Here is a 20631-nt window from a genome sequence, read left to right on the forward strand (position 1 = left end):
AATCACAAGGAGAAGCAATGCCCAGCAAGACCGTCACCGTCGGATCCGCCATCGGCCTGCACGCCCGTCCGGCGGCCGTCATCTCCGAGGCCGTCATCAATTCCGGTGCCCAGGTCACCCTCGCGGTCGACGGCGGGGAACCCGTGGACGCCGGCTCGGCACTGATGATCATGACGCTCGGGGCAGGCAACGGAGCGCAGGTGACGGTGGCCTCCGACGACGAAACCGCCCTGGCCACCGTCGCTGACCTGGTGGCACAGGACCTCGACGCCTGACGGGCACGGCTCGGGGTCACTCCCAGCAGCCACAGAAAGCGCACAGAGCCCCCACTACGCACCACTAGTATGAATTCGTGCTACATGCGTATGGGGAGGGCATCGCGGTTCGCGGCGGTGTCGTAGCGGGAAAAATGTCACGGGGGACTCGGAACATCACGAGCGGTCGTCCCCATGGTGGGGGCGGTTGCTCGTGCGTCGTCTAGCCGCCGTAGCTGCTGCGTTGCTGCTGGCTGTCGCCAGCGCCCCGCCCGCACTCGCCATCGAACCGCCGGCCATCGACCCCGGCGCCGTCCCGCCCGACGACACCGGCCCCGATCAGCCGATGGAGCAGCGCAAGATCTGCTCCGCACCGACCGTGCTGCCGAACACCAACTTCGCCGACAAGCCGTGGGCGGCCGACTATCTGCACCTCGCCGAGGCACAGAAGTTTGCGACGGGAGCAGGCGTCACCGTCGCCGTCATCGACACCGGCGTGAACGCCTCGCCGCGGGTCCCCGCCGAGCCCGGCGGCGACTTCGTCGACAAGGGCGGCAACGGCCTGTCGGACTGCGATGCCCACGGCACCCTGACCGCGTCGATCATCGCCGGCCGTCCGGCACCGACGGACGCGTTCATCGGCGTCGCGCCCGAAGCCCGCATCCTATCGCTGCGCCAGACCTCGGAGGCATTTCAGCCGAAAGACTCCCGCAGCGATCCCAACGATCCGAACACCACCCAGACCGCCGGGTCGCTGCGCAGCCTCGCTCGCGCCATCGTGCACGCGGCGAACCTGGGTGCACAGGTCATCAACTCCCCTGAATATCTGGTGGCAAAGATCTGGGCACGCGTCGCGGCGGCCTCTTCCGGCGACGGCAGGTCGAGACTGCGCGACAGGAAATCCTTCGCCTCTGCGCGGTCGTGACCCAGTTCCCGCAGTCCCGAGTACATGACGTCGTATTGCGCCGACCTGCCGTCCTGGCGAGCGAGTCCGGCGATCACGAGGATCTCGTCCGCCAGTTCGACTTCCGTCATGTCGGTGACGCCCGGAGCGAGTCGGATGCGGTGGATCCGGCCGTCCATGAGGGCCGTGACGGTCACCGTCTGCGGCGGGTTGGTGACCGTGTACCCGAACGGGACAGGCGCGTCATCGGCGGACGGCGCATCGTCCTCGATGACCCCGGCGTCGGGAGGGACGACGTCGTCGTCGGCGTAGAGGTAGTCGAGTGCGCCGCCGAGATCATCGTCCGAGCCGTCGTCCGGATCGTCGCCCGACGGCTCGTCATCGAACCCGTCATCATGGTGGGCCGCCAACGTCAGTCCTGGTAATCGTCGCCGGCGGCGCCCGCCGAGGCCGTGTCGAACCAGGACCGCGACGGCAGGAACTCCAACAGCCCTTGCAGGGCGCGTTCGAGGTTCTCGTCGGTGCCCGCCAGGAAGCTGCCGTACAGCTCCCCGCTGACCTTGCGCGGCAGGGACACGATGCGGCCCAGCCGGGAGTCGAGAACGCCGGCGGCCACGTCGGCCTCACTGTGCGTACCGCCCTCGTGCCGCTCGTTGGCGGTGAGCTCGACCCATGAGTCGGGATTGGCGATGAGTTCGGAATAGGTCCGCGCCGAGCTCAGGCTGATGCCGAACTGGGTGAGCTGGTCGGGGGTGCGGGCGTCACTGAGCCGGCTGGTCGACGCGGTCAGAGGCTCGACGTTGGCCGGGTTGGCGGAGCCGAGCACGGCATTCACCATGCCGGCCAGGCCCACCTGCGGGGCGACCCGCTGGATGACGATCATCTCGCCGTCGCGGGCCGCGACGACATGGCGTTCGCCCTTGCGACAGACCACGAACCGCAGCATCTTCCCGCCGACGTCGCGGCGCCACCAGCGGCCCTCGATGGTGCGGTCGGCGCGGCTGAGGGTGTCGACCATCGCGGCGACTTCCGGATGCGGGTTCCCGTAGATGTCGAGGACGCCCTGCGCCGTCAGATCCCGCCGCACCTGTTCCCAGACCCGGTCCCGAAGGTCCAGCTGGGGAATGTTCGGCCGGATGCCGAGGCTTATCGGGAAATCCATGAGCTCGAGCTTGTCGGCGATGACCAGCATGCCGTCGATGGTGACCTCGACCGCGATGACGTCGTCGATGCCGCCCGAGGCGGTGCTGGCCGCAGTGTACGGGCCGGTCACGACAACCGTCCCGGCGCCATAGCCGACCCAGACGTCCCGGCATCACGCCCGGCGCATGTGTCCACCCGCTGCATCTCGCTCCACCCCCTGTTCCCGGCGCCAGGCGCCGGGCATCGCTGTCCTCCGTGACCATCTTGGTACGCCACCTGACGGACGGCAGGCCGATGGCCAAACTCCTACGCGAGTCACGGCATCTGACCTGCGCGGGCGGCCCCACACCACCCCCACAGCGCTTCCCCACAACCCGCATCGAGCCTACCAGCGGGTCCGCCGCCGGATCCGCACCAATTCACCGACGGCGCGCACTCAGTCGACGCGGTCGACACGCAGCGAAAAACGTTGGTGGACAACCCAATCAGCAGCACCGCAGCCAAGGGGCCCAGACCGTCGGCCGAACGGGCGCCGACGAAATTGGGCCCAGCCATCCCGCCGGCGGCGCCGGCGTGGTCGATACTGGGATGGCATCTGCGTCTTGGCACCTGCGTCGAGCGAACCGAGGAGAGAAAGCGCGTATTCGGTGACTGACCACTTCGAACCGCAGCACAACCCCCCGGAAAGCGCTTTCGCCGGCCATCCCGTGAACACGCCGCCGGCCTGGCCACGGGTAAATCCGGCCGGCAACACCGGCATGCAGCACACCGAACCGCTGCAGCGCAGGACCGGCTACCCACCGCAGCCCGGTCCCGTACCGCCGGGTCCGATGCAGCCCGGTCCGATGCAGCCGGGACCGCACCCGCACCAACCCTGGCCGCACGGTCCTCAGGGTCAGTTCACGCCACCCGGGTCGTACGCCGACGCCATCCGCCGCGACGACCTGCTCCGGACCCGCAAGCCCGAGCCTGGTCGCGGCTGGCGCAAGACGCTGTTCAAGGCGACGTTCGGGCTGGTCAACCTCGGTCCGTCACCCGACGAGATCCAGGAAGCACAGCAGATCAACCGGATCCGGTCGGCGCTGTCGGGTCACTACAAGGTCGGCGTGATGGGCAAGGGCGGCGTCGGCAAGACGACGGTGTCGGCCTCGATCGGGTCGCTGTTCGCCGAGCTCCGGCAGGAGGATCGGGTAGTGGCCGTCGATGCCGACACCGCGTTCGGCAAGCTCGGCAGCCGCGTCGACCCCAAGGCCCTGAGCTCGTACTGGGAGTTGGCGTCCGACCAGCACCTGGAGAGTTTCGCCGATATCCGCAACCGGGTCGGCAGCAATGCCGCCGGGCTGTTCGTGCTGGCCGGTGAGGCGAGCCCGGCCCGCCGCCGGGTGCTGGATCCCGCCGTCTACCGCGAGGCCGCCTCGCGGCTGGACCGCCATTTCACCATCTCGATCATCGACTGCAGCTCCACGATGGACAGCCCTGTCACGCAGGAGGTGCTGCGGGATCTGGATGCGCTCATCGTGGTGTCGTCGCCGTGGGTCGACGGTGCCGGCGCGGCCGGGCAGACGCTCGACTGGCTGGCGGCACACGGCCTCAATGGTCTCCTGCAGCGAACTGTGGTGGTACTCAACGATTCCGACGGCCACGCCGACAAACGCACCCGTTCGGTCCTGGCCCAGCAGTTCGCCGGGCAGGGGCAGGCCGTCGTCGAGGTACCGTTCGATGCGCACCTGCGGCCGGGCGGCGTCATCGCCGGCACGCGGGAAATGGCGCCGGCGACGCGGCGCAAATTCATCGAGATCGCAGCCGCGCTGGCGGCGAACTTCCCGACCGGTGACGATCGGCACCGCGACCGTTCCTGACGCTGGCGGCGGCTACACCAGCTGCACGAGCAGCTTTTCGACCAGCTCTTTGTCGTGGTCCGACACCGCCGCTTCGGCCTCGGCACCGACCACGACGGACTCGGGAACCCCGGCGGCCAGGGCCGTCTCCTGAATGGTCAGGTTGGCACCGCGGCGCGCTGCGTACAGCCGCTGCCCGAGCGTCGCGGTGGGCGCTTTCGCGCCGAGCAACGTCAGTTCGTCGATGCGGGCGCGCACCAGTCCCAACGCCTTGATCAACGGCGGCGATACCGGGCCGAGCCGGGCGGCGCTGGCGGCGACGGCCTCGAGTTGCCGCAGGTCGGACAGAATCTGCGTGACCCACGGCGTGAATTCAGAATCCTCGATCGCCGGCAGGGCGTCGGCCGTGGCTCCCAACGTGTTCACCGCGGCGACGACGGCCTGCGCGATCAGGGGAACCTCGCCCGCGTTGGTCAACGGCGGGGCTGGGGCAGCTTGTGCCTGAGGCGCCAACGGCACCTGCGTCGTCGGGACCGGCTCGCCGCTGCGGATCCGGGCGATGGTTCCCGGCGGCCACTGCAACACCTCTTCGAGACGCAGGCGCGTTCGTTCCCGCGGCCAGCTGCGGCCCTTTTCGAATGAGATCAGCGCTCCGGCGTTGATGATGCCGTCGGCCGCAAGGCTGCGCTGGCTGATGTCCAACTCGCGCCGCCGGGCGGCGGCGGCCGCACCGGCGCGCTCCATTCCGGGGTCGACTGCGGGCAGGGCGATGTATTCGGTGACGTCATCGGGATCGATGTTCGGCACCCGATGTCACCTCCCATCCCTTGCGGCCCGCGCTCAACACGAAATCCGGAGCACCGTCGGCAGTCCGATACAGCTTAACCCGTTCGGCCCCGCATAACTATTGCGTTAACGGTCACTGAACCGTATCGGTCTCGCGCCAAGCGCTTCAGTTAGACCGTACACCCTCCCCAAAGCACGACTTTCACCAATGTTATTCCGGACCATTCGGATGATTTTTGAGCCCTCGCAGCGCGCTGACCTGCGGATATATCTAACGCTACGGTTTAACTGTTGCATTACTGCAGTCTGGTGCTATAGATTCTTCCCAACCGCGACGGAACAGTCGCAGCGCAACAACAAAGGAGTACTCCGATGACCGCAATTGCCATGGACGGCCTGCCGCTCGGTGAGTGCACCCGGAGCCCGGAGCAGTGGACGACGATCGCCAGCGACGAGGCCAAGGCCCTCTGCCGCCAGTGCCCGCGCCGCTGGGCCTGCGCGCGTGACGCCGTCGAACTGCCCCGCGCCGAAGGCCTCTGGGCCGGCATCGTCATCCCGGCCGAGGAGGGTCGCGGCCGGACGTTCGCGATGAAGCAGCTGCGGTCCCTGGCCGAAGCCAACGGCTACCCGGTCCGCCGCCAGCGCCGCATCTTCCTCGAAGTCGCGTAGTACCCGCTTGCCCACGCTGCCGTTTGAGGGGGCGGCAGCGCGGGCGGCGGTTCTACGCAAGAGGGTTACCGTGGGTTCTATGGCCACTGCGAGCACGACCGACAAGACCGGAGCGCCGACCACAGTCACCGCCGAAGCCGGACGATTCACCATCGCCGTCGAAGGCAAGACGGTCGGGCTGATCGATTACATCGACCGGGGTGGCCGACGAATCTTCCCGCACACCGAAGTTCAGCCCGAGTACGGCGGCCGCGGGCTGGCGACGATCCTCGTCGCCGAGGCGTTGGACGCCACCCGTGCCGCAGGGTTACGCATCGTGCCGCAATGCTCGATGGTCAGCGGGTACATCGCCAAGCATCCCGAGTACGCGCCGCTGGTCGACCGGGCCTGAGTGGTTTGGGCGCGCTCCGTATCGGAGAGTGATACGGGGCGCGCCGAGATCACTGCTGGTTCAGGTACTGCGCGGTCGAGCCGCTGATCGGCATGTCGGGCATGCCGAGTTTGCGGTGGTCCCAGCTGCGCATGCGGCTCGGCACGACCCGGACCGCGACGCGGTTGTTCATCATCTGATCGACGAACGGGCGCATCTCGTCGGTGTAGGGGCCGGTGTACCGCTCCCACACACTGATGCCGACGCGCAGACAGGTGTCGGGATCCTCGACGATCTCGGCGGTCCCGTCGATCGACACACCTCGCAGGGTGCCGTAGGTGTCACCATCCTCGATCATCACGGTGATGGTCGGATCCCGGCGCAGGTTGACCGCCTTCTGCGACTTGGCCTTGGTCTCGAACCAGATTTCGCCGTCGAGCACGGCGTACCACATGGCCACCAGGTGCGGCCGGCCGTCGGCCAGGACGGTGGCCATGGTCGCGGTCCGGCTGCGATCGATGAACTCGACGATTTCGTCGTCGGTCATGACGATCTTCTTGCGCTCGTTCTGTCCCACGCTCTTATGCCTATCAGGCCGCACCTGGAGGCGGTTACCCGGCCTGCAGCGCCGCGATCGCCGGGCCGAACATCGTCGCCTTGATGGCGGCCATGGTCTGGGAATCCTTGCCAGCCACTGGAATCACGAGATCCACTGCGGAGGAGACCACCGCGTCCTCGGCCGCGGCCAGCTCCACGAGTCCGTACTTGGCGGCGTCGTCGCCGCCGAAGCGCCGTCCGGTGGTCATCGACGCGATGGCCGCCTGCGGCGTCAGCTTGGCCTGGATCAGCGCGGCCATACCGGGCGTGAACGGAATCCGGATGTCGACCTCGGGGAAACAGAAGAACCCGCGGTCAGCGCGCATGGTCCGGTAGTCGTGGGCCATGGCGAGCATCGCACCGGCGCCGAAGGCGTGTCCGTTGACCGCGGCGGCCGTCGGGATCGGCAGCGTCAGCACCCGCGCGAACAGGGCGTGCACCCGCCCGACGTAGGACTGCATCTGGTCGCCGTGCGCCATCAGCCAGTCGAGATCCAGGCCGTTGGAGTAGAACTTGCCGGCGCCGGTGGTCACGAGTCCCTGGGCGCCGCCCGCGACGAGATCGTCGATGGCACCGTTGATGTCGTCGAGAAAGCCCAGCGAGAAGCGGTTCTCGTCATCGCCGAGGTTGAGAACGGCGATCTTGTCCTGGTAGCTGACGGTGATGCTCATGGTTGTTTCCTCCTGGTTGGGGTGGGTTCGTCGGCGAGGACGGCACGGACGGCTGCGGTCAGCCGATCACGTGCCCAGCTGTTGCTGATTCTGTTGCGGGACAAGATGATTGCGGTCGGCAGGTCGACGATGCACACCGTGATGGCATCGACCGCCGCACCGTCGCGCCGGTCCCAGAGGTGCGACGACAGCCGCATCATCAGGTCGATCAGCTGACGGTCGAGGTCTTTGAGTTCGGCCGCCAGGGACGCCGGCAGGTCGGGTCCGAGCAATTGATCGCGCTGCACCCGCCACACCAGTTGGGCCGACTGCCGCTGCCGCTCGTAGAACACCGCGGGAGCCTGCGCGGCGGCGACGACGGCGTCCACGGGGTCGGCGGCGTCATTGGCCAGCGCGGCGTCGACCAATTCTGTTTGCACATCGAGGAATCGGCGTGCGGCACGCAGCCAGGTGCGGGCGACGAGCTCGGTTCGCGAGCCGAAGTTGTGATAGATCGCGCCGTTGGAGACGCCGGCCGCGGCGGCCACCGAACGGGTGGTGACACCGGCCGGCCCGGCCTCGACGGCCAGCGATTCGGCAGCGTCGAGCACCGAGTCGAGGTCATACACACGAGGCCGGGGCACCGGCTCACCATAACAGAGCAATCGCTCCGTTACTACGCAGCAGGGGTGTCGCCGGTTACGGCGGATAGATCTGCTTGATGGTCCCGTCGGCGTTGACCTGCATGTATCCGGTTCCGGGCGCCGTGGAGTGGATCGCGAGCCCCAGACCGCCGCCCTCTTCGCCCTCGATGATGAGGTACAGCTGCGAGCCGGGTTCCGCACCCAGCTGCTGCGGTGCACCGGCCATGGTGGCGGCCACCGCCTGCGCGTTGATCGCGCCGAGGTCCGCCAGCACGTCGAACGAACTGGTGCTGGTGTCCGAGCCCCACTTGTTCCAGCTGCCGCCGCGGTACATGAAGCTCTGATCGACGTGCTTGTTCGTGGGGGAGACGCGATCCATGACCGCGTAATCGGGGTAGACCACGAGCTTGAATCCCATGGCGTCGCCGAACTTCGCCTTGATGGTCCCGATCAGGTTGGTCAGACCGTCGGCGGTCTGCAGCTGACTCGGTCCCGCCGGCGTCGACGCCGCGGTCGAGGCGGGAGTCGACATCGAACCCGTCGGGTACCCGGCGGTGCCACCGGGACCGGTGGGCATCGACGGAAACAGTTGTGCGCTGGGCTGATTGGACGCCTGAGGCTGGTCGCCCGAACCGCTGTCGGGCCACATCACGTACGCGATGCCGGCGCCCCCGAGGACGACGATCGTGACCAAAGCCGCGACGATAACCACCGCCGAGTTGCGCCACCATGATTGGGCCGGTTGGTTGTTCGCCAGCTGCGGCGGCGACCACTGCGCGGATCCGGCACCCAGACCTTGCGCCGGCGTCGCGTACTGCGTGTGCGCGTGCGCCGGGTAGGACTCGGGGCCGGTCGTGGGGTAGGGGACCGAAGGGGCGGCCCACGCCGGCGGCGGTGTCTGCTGAGCGGGCTGACCGAACTGAGCGGGCTGCGCCGGTCCGGTCAGCGCGGAACGCGCGGCGTTGGCAAGGTCTTTCGTTGTGGCGTAGCGCAATTCGGGATCCTTCGCCATGCCGGTGGCGATGACCTGATCCATGTATGCCGAAATCCCCGGCCGCATGGTCGACGGCCGTGGCGGATCCGAATAGAGGTGGCTGGTGATCTGCCGCTCCATGCTGTCGCCCGGAAATGGCGGTGCTCCGGTCAGGCATTCGTGCAGGACGCACGTCAGCGCATAGATGTCGGACCGCGCGTCGCACCGGTCGCTGGTGAAGCGCTCGGGTGCCATGTAGGCGACGGTGCCGATGGTGGCACCGGTGTGGGTCAGTTTGGTCTCGCCTGCAGCGCGGGCGATGCCGAAGTCGATTAGGTACGCGAAATCGTCTGGCGTGACCAGGATGTTGGCGGGTTTCACGTCGCGGTGCACCAGCCCCACGCCATGCGCGGCGCCGAGCGCGGCAGCAATCTGCTCGACGATCGAGACCGCGCGGTCGGGTGCCAGTGGGCCGTCGGCCAACAGCTGCTGGACGGTCTTGCCGTCGATCAGCCGCATCGTCACGAACAGCCGGTCGTCGATCTCACCGAAGTCGTGGATCGGCACGATATGCGGCTCGTCGAGCCCGGCCGCGGCGTGGGCCTCCCTGCGGAAACGCACCTGGTACTGCTCGTCGTCGGCGAAGGTCGGCGGCAGCACCTTCATCGCGACGACGCGCTTCATGGTGGTGTCGTAAGCCTTCCAGACCTCACCCATGCCGCCACGACCGAGCAGCTCAATCAGCCGGTACCGGCCGAACGGTGTCCCTTCCACCGGCTAACCATAAGAGGCGGCGGCGTCCGCTGCCCAGCGAATGGTTAGGCGCGCACCCTGCGGCGATAGGTGACCTTGTCGAATTCCCGGCCGTGTTCGTCGACCGCGGTGACGTCCATTTCGCTCAGCAGCTGCCCGGGCCTGACATCGACGCGGATGAAGGCGTAGTTGCGGAAACGCACGCGCGACCAGCCGACCGCCTCCGCCTTCTTCTTCCCTTCAGCAGTCCAGACATAGCTGTTCGGGACGAAGGTGTCGGGAGCTTCGTGGCCGCGGTAGCTCTCGGGCTCACCGGGCTGGAAGCCGTATCGGGGCCGGCCGGCGCAGCCCACGGTGTAGTAGACGGTGCCGTCGGTTTCCGCGTCGACCGTCGAATTGTCGCCGGCGACCTTGGTGGGGCGGTCGCCGCGGATCGGGTCCGTGCGCTCGTAGACGTGGTTGTGTCCCTGCAGCACGAGATCGACCTGATACCGGTCGAACAACTCGCACCAGGCCACCCGCACACCGCCGTCGCTGGCGTGCGAGTCGGTGGTCGAGTACGCGCAGTGGTGGAAGAAGCACACGATGAAGTCGATGTTGGGGTCGGCGCGGTAGGCGGCCAGGGTGCGCTCGACCCAGGAGTTCTGGGTGCCGTCGGAATAGCCGGTGTTGGAACGGATTTCGAAGCTCACGTCGTTGGCGTCCAGTGACAGCACCGCGACGTTGCCGTAGGTGAACGAATAGACCGACGGGCACGCCGCCGGCCCGTTGTCCGGAAAGTCCATGCGCGCCAGGTGACCGCCGTAACCGTGACTCGGATACGAGGCCTCCATGTCGTGGTTACCGGTCGCGAACATCCACGGCGTGCTCGCCGCACTGGCCTCGATGGAGCCCAGATAGACGTCCCAGACGAACGGGTTGTACTTGTCGAAGCCGTGCGCGGCCTTGCCCCCGGACGGGACGAACGACAGCGGCTTGCCGCCGCCGGACGGGTCGGCATACGCGATATCCCCGGCCAGCAGATGGAATTCGGGGTTGGACGCGACGATCTGATTGAACACGTTGGCGGTGTGCGGGACGTCGGGCTCGTTGTCCGGCTTGTAATAGCTGTCGTCGTAGTCGCCGCGTTTGAGCCCGGCAGGCTGGCGCGGTATGTCATCGGTGCCCTGGTCACCCATCATGGTGAACCGGAACGGCGCCAATGTCTTTCGCACGCTGGGCATCGCCGTCTTGGCCGACCGCACGTCGCTGACGAAGCCGTCCTCGGTGCGCCACCGGTAGAAATGCGCGCTGCCACCGGGCAATCCGTCGACGGGAACATGGGCGTAGAACTGCTCGGCCGCAAGGACACCGCGATCGCTGGTCGGGATCTGCGTGACGAGGTTGCGCACCTCGGCCTCGACGGTCGCGCCCAACTGATCGGTGGGCCCGTGGTCGACGAACACTCTGGTGCCACCGGGATTTCGCGACAACTGCGCGGCCAGCCGCAGCTGGCTGTCCGCGTCGCCGCCGAAACCGACCCGGCGGTTGGCCACGCTCAGCGGCGCGTCCTGTGCGTAGGCGCGGCGCCCGAACGGCGCCAGGCCCAGGGCCGCCACCGCCGCGGCGGCCGCCGATCCGCGCAGGAAATTCCGTCGCGATACGCGGTGCCGGCGCAGGTACTGCTGGTGCCAGTCGTACTGCTCGGCGATGGTCATGGTCGTCGACAAGTTGTCGGGGATGCCCGTGTCCGGGATTTCACCGGCGGCGGTCAGTCGGGTCGGACGCACCAGTCGATGGTGGCCCAGCACGGTCCGTCCCGCGAGTCCGACACCCGAATCAGGGCCGATGTTCAGCCGTGGTTCACGGAACCGCGATCAACGGCGCCGGGGCGCCGTACCGCTGTGGCCAGTCCTGCCATGCGACGCCCGTCGGGTCTACGGCCTGCTCTGTCGCCGATCAGGATCGACCCGAAATGACACTTTTTGTGATCTGAAAAGTCTTGGGCTGTCCCGAACTCTTTCTCAGCAACGCCTCAGTTGGCGGCGGCACGGTGGAGACATCAAGCGCGAGCACGCCTGTCTTACCGACGTTTCGAGAAAGTAGTCAACGCCAATGAGACACCCGTCAGAACAGCCGACGCTCGACAACCAGCACCTCTGGTCGCGGCAGTACGCCGCTGAACAGGAGAAACTGGTCCAGTGGAGCAATGACCGTTACCAGCGTCCCCACGCATCGGACGCCTACACCCAACCACTGCGGACTCCGTACGGGGCGCCGCAGCAGTATCCCGCCGCGCCCGTTCCACCGGCGCCAGCTAAGCGCTCGCGCTCCGGGCTGCTGGCCTTCGGCGTCGCCGCCGTAGCCATCGCGGCAGGCGCGGCAGGCACCATGGCGGCGGTCGACCACTACGGCAGCGTGGCGCCGACGGCGCAGGTTCCGCTCGCCGCCGGCATCCAGAACCGCACGCTGCCGACGGCTTCCGCGCCGGCACCGGCGGCGCCGGCCGGCTCCGTCGAGGCGGTGTCGGCCAAGGTGCTGCCGAGCGTCGTGAAGCTGCAGGTCCAGACCGGCCAGCAGGGCGGCGAGGGCTCCGGCATCGTCCTCACCGCGGACGGCCTGATCCTGACCAACAACCACGTCGTCGCGGAAGCCAATCAAGCTGCCGCGGAACAGGATTCACTGCCCAGCGGACTGAGCCCGAGTGGCCGGCTGCCCCGCGGTCTGACGGGCGGCGGCCAGACCAAGGCGACGGTCACGCTGGCCGACGGCCGCACCGTGCCCTTCACGGTCGTGGGCGCCGATCCGGCCGACGACATCGCGGTGGTGAAAGCCCAGGGGGTGTCCGACCTGACCCCGATCAGCATCGGCTCCTCCAAAGACCTGCGCGTCGGACAGAACGTGGTGGCCATCGGCTCGCCGCTGGGCCTGCAGGGCACCGTGACCACCGGCATCATCAGCTCGTTGAACCGTCCGGTGAGCACCGGTGACGAGCAGACCGGCCAGCAGTCGGTCATGAGCGCCATCCAGACCGACGCCGCAATCAACCCCGGCAACTCCGGTGGCGCGCTGGTCGACATGAACGGCAATCTGATCGGGGTGAACTCGGCGATCGCCTCGCTGGGTGGCGGTCCGGAATCCGGTGGTTCCCAGCCCGGTTCCATCGGGCTCGGCTTCGCCATCCCGGTCGACCAGGCCAAACGCATTGCCGACCAACTGATCTCGACCGGCACCGTCCAGCACGCCTCGCTGGGCGTCAAGCTGGCCGCCAACAACAGCGCCCAGGGCGCGGCCGTGGCCGGCGTCGTCGCCGACGGTCCCGCCGCCGCGGCCGGCCTGGACAAGGGCGCCGTGATCACCAAGGTCGACAACCAGCCGATCGACAGTCCGGAAGCGCTCGTCGCGGCGATCCGGTCCAAGGCGCCCGGCGACAACGTCACCGTGACCTACGCCGACCCCTCCGGAGCGGAACGTTCCGTGCAGGTGACCTTGGGACAGACGGAGGCGTAGACCGCCCAGCACGTCCTGTCCCCCCATCCTGTGAGGGTTGTGTACGCCGAACCCGAGATACGCGTACACGACCCTCACAGGCGTTTCCGGGCATCTCCGCGCCAACCGGATTCCAATCGCGCCGTCCTACCCTCTCCGTGTCGACACTTCCGGAGGGACCATGCGCGTCGAGTACATCGTGGTGCTGATCGCCGTCATCGTGATCGTGGATATCGCCATCCTCATCGTGCTGCTGCGCAAGCACCGTGCCCGGACCGCGCCCGCCCAACCGGCAACCACCAGCGCAACGGAACTCGGCACCACCGGCGTATCCAAGAAATCCGCGGCACCGGTCCTGGCCAAGGCGTTCCTTGCCGTCGGGCTGTCGTTGGCCGTCGCGGCCGGTGTCTGCGCGGCGATTGTCGCCCAATCGAATTCGTCCGACCGGCACGCCGACGGAACCGTCGTCGAGCTGGTCCCCAGCGGCGGCGGCAGCAGCCCGCGTTACCGGGCGCGCGTCGAATTCGCCACATCCACGGGCACACACGTCCGCTTTCTCAGCTCGATCAGCAGCAATCCGCCCCCCGCCAAGCTGGGCGAACACGTCGACGTCCGGTACGACCCCGCCGACCCGCACGACGCCACCATCAACAGCTATTGGCAGGTGTGGTTCCTGCCGACCCTGCTCGGCATCATCGGCGCTCCGTTCCTGCTGGTGGGCGCCGGATTCGGGATCGTGAGCCGGGCCGGTCGCCACCGCGGGCCGGAACGCCTCTGAACCGGCCGGGCCGCCAGCAGATTGCCAGGTTCATCTGCGCTGCCGCAGGTCATGCGCGGATGTATCGTCTCTCCAGTTCCAAATTTGCTGTGAATCGGGGGAAATGGCCCAGTACTACCTCTCGGGTGCAGTAGCCGCCCGGGTCGACGGCACGCCGGCAGCGCTCGGCGGACCGAAGCAGCGGTGTGTACTGGCCGTATTGCTGGCCAACCACGGCACGGTGGTCAGCATCGACCGCCTGATCGACGCCGTCTGGGGTGACGAGCCACCGCCGAAGGCACTTGCCTCGGTGCGCTCGTATGTGGCCAACCTCCGCCGGGTCCTCGACCCGGGCGCCGATGTCGGACCCGACCAGACGGCCGAGGCCCGCCGGGGCGACACGCAGGGTCAACGGCTCGCCTCCCACCCTCACGGCTACCAGCTGAATCTGCTCAGCGGCGACACGATCGATCTCGTCAGCTTCGAAAGCCTTGTCTCGAAAGGCCGGACAGCGCTGATCCGCCACTCGGCGGGTACCGCTGTCGAGATGCTGACCGAGGCGCTGGCACTCTGGCACGGAGATCCGTTCGGCGAGTTCGCCTATCACGAATTCGCCGCACCCGAGGCCATCCGCTTCGCGGCCCTGCGAACCACCGCCATCGAGGCCCGTTTCGACGCCGCACTGCAACTCGGCGGCGGCGGCGAACTCGTCCCCGAGATCGAGGCGGCGCTGGCGGAACATCCACTGCAGGAACGCTTGTGGGGCCACCTGATGCTGGCACTGCACCGGTCCAACCGCACCGCCGACGCCATCCAGGCGTTCGACCGGGCCTGCACGACACTCGACCGCGAGGTCGGTACCCGGCCCGGCGAAGGCCTGCAGACCCTGTTCGAGAAGATTCGCGACGGCGCCGCGGAACTACGCGTCGCACCCGCACCGCACGTGCTGAATCCCGATCCGGACCCGGCGGCGCCGCCGCCGTTCGTCGGCCGGGACGCCGAGCTGGGCGCCGTCACCGCGGCGGTGCGCCGAGCCGACGGCGGCGCCGGCGGGCTGACGCTCGTGACCGGCGACAGCGGCATCGGCAAGACCACCCTGGCGCAGGCGGCCATCGATCGCGCCCGGGCGGCGGGCATCGCCGTGGCCTGGGCCGGCCACCCGAGCGGGGTGAAGCTGCCCCTGCTGTGGACCTGGATCCAGCTGCTGCGCCAACTGGGTGGCGAGCTCGGCACCACAGGCCGAAAGGCCGTGCTGCGGGAGGCCCCCGGCGTCGTCAACGCCCTGGTTCCCGAATGGCATGGCGACGACGACCTCAATGCCGGCAGCCGGTTCGCGCCAACGGGTTTCGCCCTGGTCGAGCGCATCGTGGCGGCGCTGCGCGAGCTGTCGACACTGGCCCCGATGGTGCTCGTCATCGACGATCTGCAACGGGCGGATCCCGCCTCGATCAACGCGCTCGTCCTGCTGGCCGAAGAGTTCCCGCGCGTTCCCATCCAGGTCATCGGCAACTGGACCTTCTTCGGGGACGACCGGCCCATGAACCGGTCCTCGTTCGAGCGCATCGTCCGGTCGAACGACACCGTCACGCTGCATCTGGACGGCATCGACCGCGCGGCCGCCGCAGACCTCGTCGACGCGGTGGTCGGCGGCACGATCCCGCCGGCCATCTCGGCACAGGTCTGGGAGCAAGCCGGCGGAAACCCCTTCTACATCAAGGAACTGGCGCGGGCGCTGGACACCGACGGCGCCCCGCAGCGCGGCCATCCCGCGCTGTCGGATGCCGTGGTCGGCGTCGTCGGCCGCCGGCTCGGCGTCCTGGACCGGCCCTGCCGTCGGGTGCTCTGCGCGGCCGCCGTCATCGGGCCCGAATTCAACGTCGCCGACCTGGCCGACATCGTCGACCTGTCGGTCTCGACGGTGCAGAGTCGGTTGCGTCCGGCCTATCAGACCGGTCTCCTCGACGAATTGCCCGCCCGTCCCGGCGCCTATCGGTTCAGCCACGGCCTGGTGCGCGACGCGCTCATCGCCCAGCTCGCCACCACCGACCGCACCAGCGTGCATGCCGCGATCGCCACCACACGGACGGCAACGCTCGCGACCGCCGCGTACGAACATGTCATCGCGACCGCCGACCATGCCTGGCGGGCCGGCGCGGAACTGAATCCCGATGTGGCCCTTGGTATTCTCGAGATCGCCATCCAGCGCGCCCTGAACCGGTCCGCGTACCACGACGTCGCCGGCCTCGCCGAGCACGCACTGCAGATCGGTGACCGACTGCCGGCCAAACCCGAACACCTGGACCGGCAGGCCACCTTATGGCTACACCTGGCCGGGGCCAAGAACATCCTCGAGGGGCAGGCCAGCGAGGCGGCCGCGGCAGCCGTCCAGCGCGCCTTCGAGATCGGTCAGGAAGTCAAGGGCCGGGCCTTCTACGGCGCCATCGCACTGCAGTCCATGCTGCTGTGCGCGCACGGCCGCATCGATGAGGTCGAGATCATCGCCATCGGCCTGCAGGACCAGTACGACAAGTCCGGCGACCCGGTGATCGGTCTCGTCAACGACTTCGTGCACATCCTGCTGTACACCCTGCGGGGCAACACCGACATGTTGATCAGCACCGGGCTGCACATGATGGACACCTTCCCGCCGCCCGAGACGGTCACCGATCCGCTGCACTTCTTCCATCCCCGCGTCTACTGCTGGATGGCGATCGCCGAGGCGGTCCGCGGCGACGTGCAGGCCATGCGCGAATACCACCGCCGCGCACTGCATCTCGCACAGAGCCGCGGCGACGTGTTCAACATCCTGGCCGCCCGCCTCACGTACGTCGAGTGCGCCGCCGTGCTCGGTGTCACCGACGGCATCGTCGAACTGGCCGACCAGGTCGACGTCGAATTCACCGCGGCGGGCAGCCCGCAATGGGCAGCGTGCGCGCGCATGGTCCGGGTCTGGGCGCAGGTACTCGGCTCCGGCGACGGCGATGCCGCCGTCGCCTTCCAGGCGTTCGACGAATACACCTGCGACGGCACCACCGTGATGAACACGATGTTCCTGTGCCTGCTCTCCGACATCGAGCTGCACCAGGGCCGTCCCGACAATGCCCGCGCGCTGCTGCACCGGGCCGGCCGCCTGGCCGATGCCACGGGCGAACAGGCCTTTGCCCGTGGCATCGCCGAAAGACTGGCGGCCCAGTCCGTCGAGCCCGCCTGAATCAGGCCTGCACGGTCCGGTCGGGCAGTTCCTCACGCCACTGGCGCCAGATGGCCCGGTCCGTCATCAGGTCGAGCACACTGCCGAACCCGGACGGATACACCAGGGAGACAACCCATTTACGGGAGTTCCCGCGGCTGACCTCGCAGCCGCCCCGGTACAACTGGCGTAACCAGGTGACCGTCACGGCGTCCCGCGGGAAGTCGAAGATCACCACCTCCTCACCCGCGGACAGCTTCGCCTTGTAGTCGGTCAGGCCCAACTGGTCGTCGACCCACTTCGAATACTCGGACGCAAGGCACCGCACCTGGGTGTCCGTCAGTTCGAGTTCGACGTTCACCCACCAGGTGTTGGTACGGCTCTTGAGCAGATACGCCTTACTTCGGGGTGGCGCCGTGGCCATTTCGTCAGAAGGTGATCTTCAAAGACTTGTCCACCGCGTCCAGCGCCTCGAACAGCTCGTGGCCCTGGCTCTCGTCGCTGGTCGCGTTGATCTGCAGCACGTACAGGCCGTCAGGTCCCTTGAAGACCACCGTCTCCTGCCCGAACGCGGCCTTGCCACCACTCTTCAGGTTGTAGGTGCCGGCGATGCGGAACGCCGGGAATCCGGCCGAGGTGCCCGGTTCCTCACCGACGGACTCGAACCCGGGAAGGTTCTTCACCTCGCCGCCCGCGAGCTTGAGCAGCTTGTCCGGATCGACCGGACCGTCGAGGCGCGACACCAGCGCGACGATGTTCGCGGTGTAGTCCGTGCTCTGGGCGCCGGGCCCGGTGTAGACGAGAGCGCCGTACGCGTAGTCAGGAGTGTCTTCGCCGGCGCTGTCCCAGCCGGTCGGACGGTCGATGTCGACAGCCGGCGCACCCGGATCCCCGGGGTGGATCGAAGTCTCCTGGATCTTCTCTTCCTTGATGTAGTCGGCAATCGTGGGGTTCGTGCCGGATTCTTCGGCCTTGCGCGGCTTCAGCTTGGGCGCCGCCTTGGTCGACGACGTCGCACTCGAGCTGCTGCTCGAACTCGACGAGCTGGAACTGGAGCTGGTCGAGCTCTTGCCCTTGTCGCCGCCTCCGCAAGCGCCCAGCGTGATGCTCAGGCAGACCGCGGCGGCAACGGCGATGACAGGCCGATGCGACATCTGCATCGTGACTCCTCAGGGGTAGACGACGGACGCCGGTCACGTCCTCGGCGCCACGATATGGACGGCCGATTGGAATTTCGTTGAACCCGGCGGCGCAAGCGGTTGGAACGGCGGCCACCAACCGGACCTGCGCGGACTTCCAACCGAATTCCAACACCGCAGCGCTAACTTTTGCCGTCCGCTCGATCAGTGCGGCGCCGGTGGCTGGCGCCCGAACTCGGAAGGGGTTGGCGACATGACCAACACGATGTGTCAGAGGCTCGTTCTGGCATCTGCGATCACGGCTGCAGTGTTCGGTGCCGCCGCCTGCTCCAGCGGGACGCCGTCGGTGAGCAAGAAAGACGTCGAGAGCCAGATCGTCGAAAAGATGACCGGCGCCGACGGCAAGAAGGCCGATTCGGTGACCTGTCCCGACAACCTCGCGGGCCAGAAGGGCGCCGAGATCAACTGCACCATGAAGGTCGGCGACAAGACGAGCACTGTCAACGTCACGGTCACCAGCGTCGAGGGTGAGCAAGTCAAGTTCGACATGGTGCAGACGATCGACAAGGATCAGGTCGCCAAACAGATCAGCGAGGAGCTGGGACAGCAGTTCGGCACCAAGCCCGAAACGTTGACCTGCCCCGAGAACCTCAAAGGCACGCCCGGCGCCACGCTGCGCTGCGAGCTCAAGGACAGCGGCCAGACCTACGGCGTCACGGTCACCGTCAACAAGGTCGACGGTTCCGACGTGAACTACGGGTTCAAGGTCGACGACAAGCCGACGTCGTAACCGATGGGAATGAACCGGGCCCTCTGGCGGGCATCTGCGCTCCTGGCGGTCTTCACCCTGGCCGTCGCCGGTTGCGGTGAGAAGCAGCTGAAACCACAGGCATCGTCATCGTCGACGAAGCCCATGGCCCCGCCTGCCGAGATCCACGGCGACAAGTCGGACCCCGTGAACAAGATCGTGGCACAAGCCATCGGCAACATCGAAAGCTACTGGAAGAGCACGTTTCCCGAAATCTACAAGAAGGACTACACGCCGGTCGAGGGCGGCTTCTACGGCGTGGACCCGAAGAGGGGTCCGGTGCCGCCATGCGCGGACTCACCGGAAGAGGTCGCCGGCAATGCGTTCTACTGCTCCAAGGGCGACGACGTGGCCTGGGACGCCACGGGGCTGCTACCCGACTTGCAAAAGAAATTCGGTGACTTTGTCATTCCGCTCGTGTTGGCCCACGAGTGGGGTCACGCCATCCAGGCGCGGGCCAACTTCCAGGGTGAGACGGTGACCAAGGAGATCCAGGCCGACTGCTTCGCCGGGGCCTGGGCCGCGCACGCCAAAGACATCTACAACGTCAGCGCCGACGATATGGACAACGCCCTCGCCGGTTTCCTGTTCCTGCGCGACGAACCCGGCACCGCCAAACACGATCTGAGTGCGCACGGGAGTGGATTCGACCGGGTGAGCTCGTTCCGTACCGGGTTCGGTAAGGGCCCGAAGGCCTGCGCGGACTATCGCAACGGCGACCCGGTGGTGGTCGAGCTGCCATTCAATAATGCCGCCGACCAAGCCTCCGGGGGCGAAGCCCCGTATGACGCGATAATCGAGGGTGTCCCAGAGGATCTCGAGGATTACTTCACGCAGCTGATCCCCGAGCTGACCGACGGCAAATACGACTGGACCCCACTGAAGGCGCCGCGAAAGATCGATCCTGACAAGGCCCCCGACTGCGGTGGCAAGTCGATGAAGGGTTCGGTGCTGTACTACTGCGTGGACGACGACTACGTCGCCTTCGACAACGTCAAGACGATGCCCGACATCTACGACAGCGGCGGCGACTTCTCGGTGGCGACGCTCATCGCGACGCAGTACGGGCTGGCAGCGCTGATGCGAATGGGCCAGCCTCAGGACTCGAAGCAAACCTCGCTGCGCGCAGACTGTTTGGCCGGTTCGTGGGCTGCCAGCATCCTGCTGCACAACCGCCCCAACAGCAGATACAGCCTCTCTCCCGGCGACCTCGACAAGGCCGTTGCCGCCCTGCTGCTGTACCGCACCGATGGCGGAGACGTCGAACACCACGGCCAAGGGACCGAACGCATCGACGCCTACCACCGCGGTGTGTACGACGGCGCCAAGCCGTGCCTGACCCTCTGATATGCCTCATCAAGGAGCCCGCTTCATGACCCAGCCCGACCAGACCACCGTCGCCGCGGACGAGACGCCGGAGGAGCAGAAGGTCCCGGCCTGGCGTGGCCTGCTGGATTCGATGCACCCGAGGTTCTTCTTCTCGCTGGCTAACGGCTATCCCGTTGGCATCAAACAGTTTCTGCAGTTCTGCCTGCTGCTGGTCTACCCCGGCTGGCTGTTCGCGGCGCCGCTGTGCGGAGCCATCTATTACGCCGGTTACGGCGTGCTGTGGGTCGTGTTCTGGCCATTGCGCGCGTGGATGAAGAAGAACCGTCCCGAGGAGTACGCGGCCAGTCAGCGGAAGTGAC

At 67.5% G+C, this 20631-nt stretch carries 20 protein-coding genes and 1 pseudogene; 12 read left to right on the top strand and 9 right to left on the bottom strand.

From position 1 onward, the window contains the following. Positions 1–17 precede the first annotated feature (17 nt). The 3 genes and pseudogenes from ACJH7A_RS15835 (at position 18) to ACJH7A_RS15845 (ending at position 1583) form a co-directional block, all read left to right on the top strand. Entirely contained in the window at positions 18–275 is a 258-nt protein-coding gene (locus tag ACJH7A_RS15835; protein WP_020099974.1) for an HPr family phosphocarrier protein, read from the top strand. Positions 276–468: 193 nt separating this feature from the next. Beyond that, positions 469–1095, top strand: a pseudogene (locus ACJH7A_RS15840) (S8 family serine peptidase); the annotation flags it as partial. 80 nt (positions 1096–1175) lie between these two features. Next, a complete protein-coding gene (locus ACJH7A_RS15845) occupies positions 1176–1583 on the top strand; it encodes a hypothetical protein (protein ID WP_406802316.1) in 408 nt (135 codons plus the stop codon). On the opposite strand, the gene ACJH7A_RS15850 is transcribed toward ACJH7A_RS15845, so the two are convergent. After that, positions 1571–2431, bottom strand: coding sequence for an ESX secretion-associated protein EspG (locus tag ACJH7A_RS15850; protein WP_212807844.1), 861 nt, complete (start codon positions 2429–2431; stop codon positions 1571–1573). The genes ACJH7A_RS15845 and ACJH7A_RS15850 overlap by 13 nt on opposite strands. Before the next feature lie 517 nt (positions 2432–2948). Between ACJH7A_RS15850 and ACJH7A_RS15855 the strand changes: the two genes are divergently transcribed. Beyond that, on the top strand, positions 2949–4160 hold the full coding sequence (locus ACJH7A_RS15855; protein ID WP_346416588.1) for a MinD/ParA family protein: 1212 nt from the start codon (positions 2949–2951) through the stop codon (positions 4158–4160). A 12-nt stretch (positions 4161–4172) separates the two neighbouring features. Here ACJH7A_RS15855 and ACJH7A_RS15860 read toward each other — a convergent pair whose 3' ends face one another. Beyond that, positions 4173–4946: a transcriptional regulator gene (locus tag ACJH7A_RS15860; protein ID WP_406802317.1), complete on the bottom strand. Its 774-nt coding sequence runs from the start codon at positions 4944–4946 to the stop codon at positions 4173–4175. 351 nt (positions 4947–5297) lie between these two features. Here ACJH7A_RS15860 and ACJH7A_RS15865 point away from each other — a divergent pair, with 351 nt between their 5' ends. After that, the gene (locus ACJH7A_RS15865; protein ID WP_212807842.1) at positions 5298–5594 is read left to right on the top strand and encodes a WhiB family transcriptional regulator; all 297 of its coding nucleotides are present in this window, start codon (positions 5298–5300) and stop codon (positions 5592–5594) included. Positions 5595–5673: 79 nt separating this feature from the next. After that, complete coding sequence (locus tag ACJH7A_RS15870) at positions 5674–5985, top strand: GNAT family N-acetyltransferase (protein WP_212807841.1); 312 nt, start codon at positions 5674–5676, stop codon at positions 5983–5985. A gap of 49 nt (positions 5986–6034) precedes the next feature. Here the strand turns inward: ACJH7A_RS15870 and ACJH7A_RS15875 are convergent, their stop codons facing one another. From ACJH7A_RS15875 to ACJH7A_RS15895, 5 genes are read right to left on the bottom strand one after another with little or no spacing between them, the layout of a single operon-like run. Next, a complete protein-coding gene (locus ACJH7A_RS15875; RefSeq protein WP_212807840.1) occupies positions 6035–6541 on the bottom strand; it encodes a pyridoxamine 5'-phosphate oxidase family protein in 507 nt (168 codons plus the stop codon). Between the two features lie 34 nt (positions 6542–6575). After that, entirely contained in the window at positions 6576–7232 is a 657-nt protein-coding gene (locus tag ACJH7A_RS15880) for an enoyl-CoA hydratase-related protein (RefSeq protein ID WP_318985892.1), read from the bottom strand. Continuing rightward, positions 7229–7855: a helix-turn-helix domain-containing protein gene (locus ACJH7A_RS15885; protein WP_346416589.1), complete on the bottom strand. Its 627-nt coding sequence runs from the start codon at positions 7853–7855 to the stop codon at positions 7229–7231. The genes ACJH7A_RS15880 and ACJH7A_RS15885 overlap by 4 nt, the downstream gene beginning before the upstream one ends. 55 nt (positions 7856–7910) lie before the next feature. Next, complete coding sequence (locus ACJH7A_RS15890; protein WP_406802318.1) at positions 7911–9602, bottom strand: protein kinase domain-containing protein; 1692 nt, start codon at positions 9600–9602, stop codon at positions 7911–7913. Between the two features lie 44 nt (positions 9603–9646). Further along, positions 9647–11278 carry a metallophosphoesterase gene (locus tag ACJH7A_RS15895; protein WP_318985910.1) on the bottom strand — a complete coding sequence of 544 codons (1632 nt, stop codon included), beginning with the start codon at positions 11276–11278 and terminating at the stop codon, positions 9647–9649. Between the two features lie 622 nt (positions 11279–11900). Between ACJH7A_RS15895 and ACJH7A_RS15900 the strand changes: the two genes are divergently transcribed. The 3 genes from ACJH7A_RS15900 (at position 11901) to ACJH7A_RS15910 (ending at position 17017) form a co-directional block, all read left to right on the top strand. Beyond that, positions 11901–13070 carry a S1C family serine protease gene (locus tag ACJH7A_RS15900; protein ID WP_406802335.1) on the top strand — a complete coding sequence of 390 codons (1170 nt, stop codon included), beginning with the start codon at positions 11901–11903 and terminating at the stop codon, positions 13068–13070. A 160-nt stretch (positions 13071–13230) separates the two neighbouring features. Continuing rightward, entirely contained in the window at positions 13231–13827 is a 597-nt protein-coding gene (locus ACJH7A_RS15905) for a DUF3592 domain-containing protein (protein ID WP_406802319.1), read from the top strand. Between the two features lie 103 nt (positions 13828–13930). Continuing rightward, the gene (locus ACJH7A_RS15910; RefSeq protein ID WP_406802320.1) at positions 13931–17017 is read left to right on the top strand and encodes a BTAD domain-containing putative transcriptional regulator; all 3087 of its coding nucleotides are present in this window, start codon (positions 13931–13933) and stop codon (positions 17015–17017) included. Between the two features lies 1 nt (position 17018). Here ACJH7A_RS15910 and ACJH7A_RS15915 read toward each other — a convergent pair whose 3' ends face one another. Together ACJH7A_RS15915 and ACJH7A_RS15920 are read right to left on the bottom strand one after the other, a co-directional pair. Further along, the gene (locus ACJH7A_RS15915; protein ID WP_293012786.1) at positions 17019–17420 is read right to left on the bottom strand and encodes a hypothetical protein; all 402 of its coding nucleotides are present in this window, start codon (positions 17418–17420) and stop codon (positions 17019–17021) included. A gap of 4 nt (positions 17421–17424) precedes the next feature. Further along, positions 17425–18156, bottom strand: a complete 732-nt coding sequence (locus ACJH7A_RS15920; RefSeq protein ID WP_212807831.1) for an LpqN/LpqT family lipoprotein — start codon at positions 18154–18156, stop codon at positions 17425–17427. Between the two features lie 232 nt (positions 18157–18388). Between ACJH7A_RS15920 and ACJH7A_RS15925 the strand changes: the two genes are divergently transcribed. The 3 genes from ACJH7A_RS15925 to ACJH7A_RS15935 are packed head-to-tail and all read left to right on the top strand — an operon-like array spanning position 18389 to position 20630. Continuing rightward, positions 18389–18925 carry a DUF4333 domain-containing protein gene (locus ACJH7A_RS15925; RefSeq protein WP_226520265.1) on the top strand — a complete coding sequence of 179 codons (537 nt, stop codon included), beginning with the start codon at positions 18389–18391 and terminating at the stop codon, positions 18923–18925. 3 nt (positions 18926–18928) lie between these two features. Continuing rightward, on the top strand, positions 18929–20290 hold the full coding sequence (locus ACJH7A_RS15930; RefSeq protein ID WP_406802321.1) for a neutral zinc metallopeptidase: 1362 nt from the start codon (positions 18929–18931) through the stop codon (positions 20288–20290). 25 nt (positions 20291–20315) lie between these two features. Further along, complete coding sequence (locus tag ACJH7A_RS15935) at positions 20316–20630, top strand: hypothetical protein (RefSeq protein WP_226520263.1); 315 nt, start codon at positions 20316–20318, stop codon at positions 20628–20630. The last annotated feature ends 1 nt before the right edge of the window (position 20631 follow it).

Origin of the sequence: Mycobacterium sp. SMC-17 (genome assembly GCF_045310915.1) — a bacterium.
Taxonomy (GTDB): Bacteria; Actinomycetota; Actinomycetes; order Mycobacteriales; family Mycobacteriaceae; genus Mycobacterium.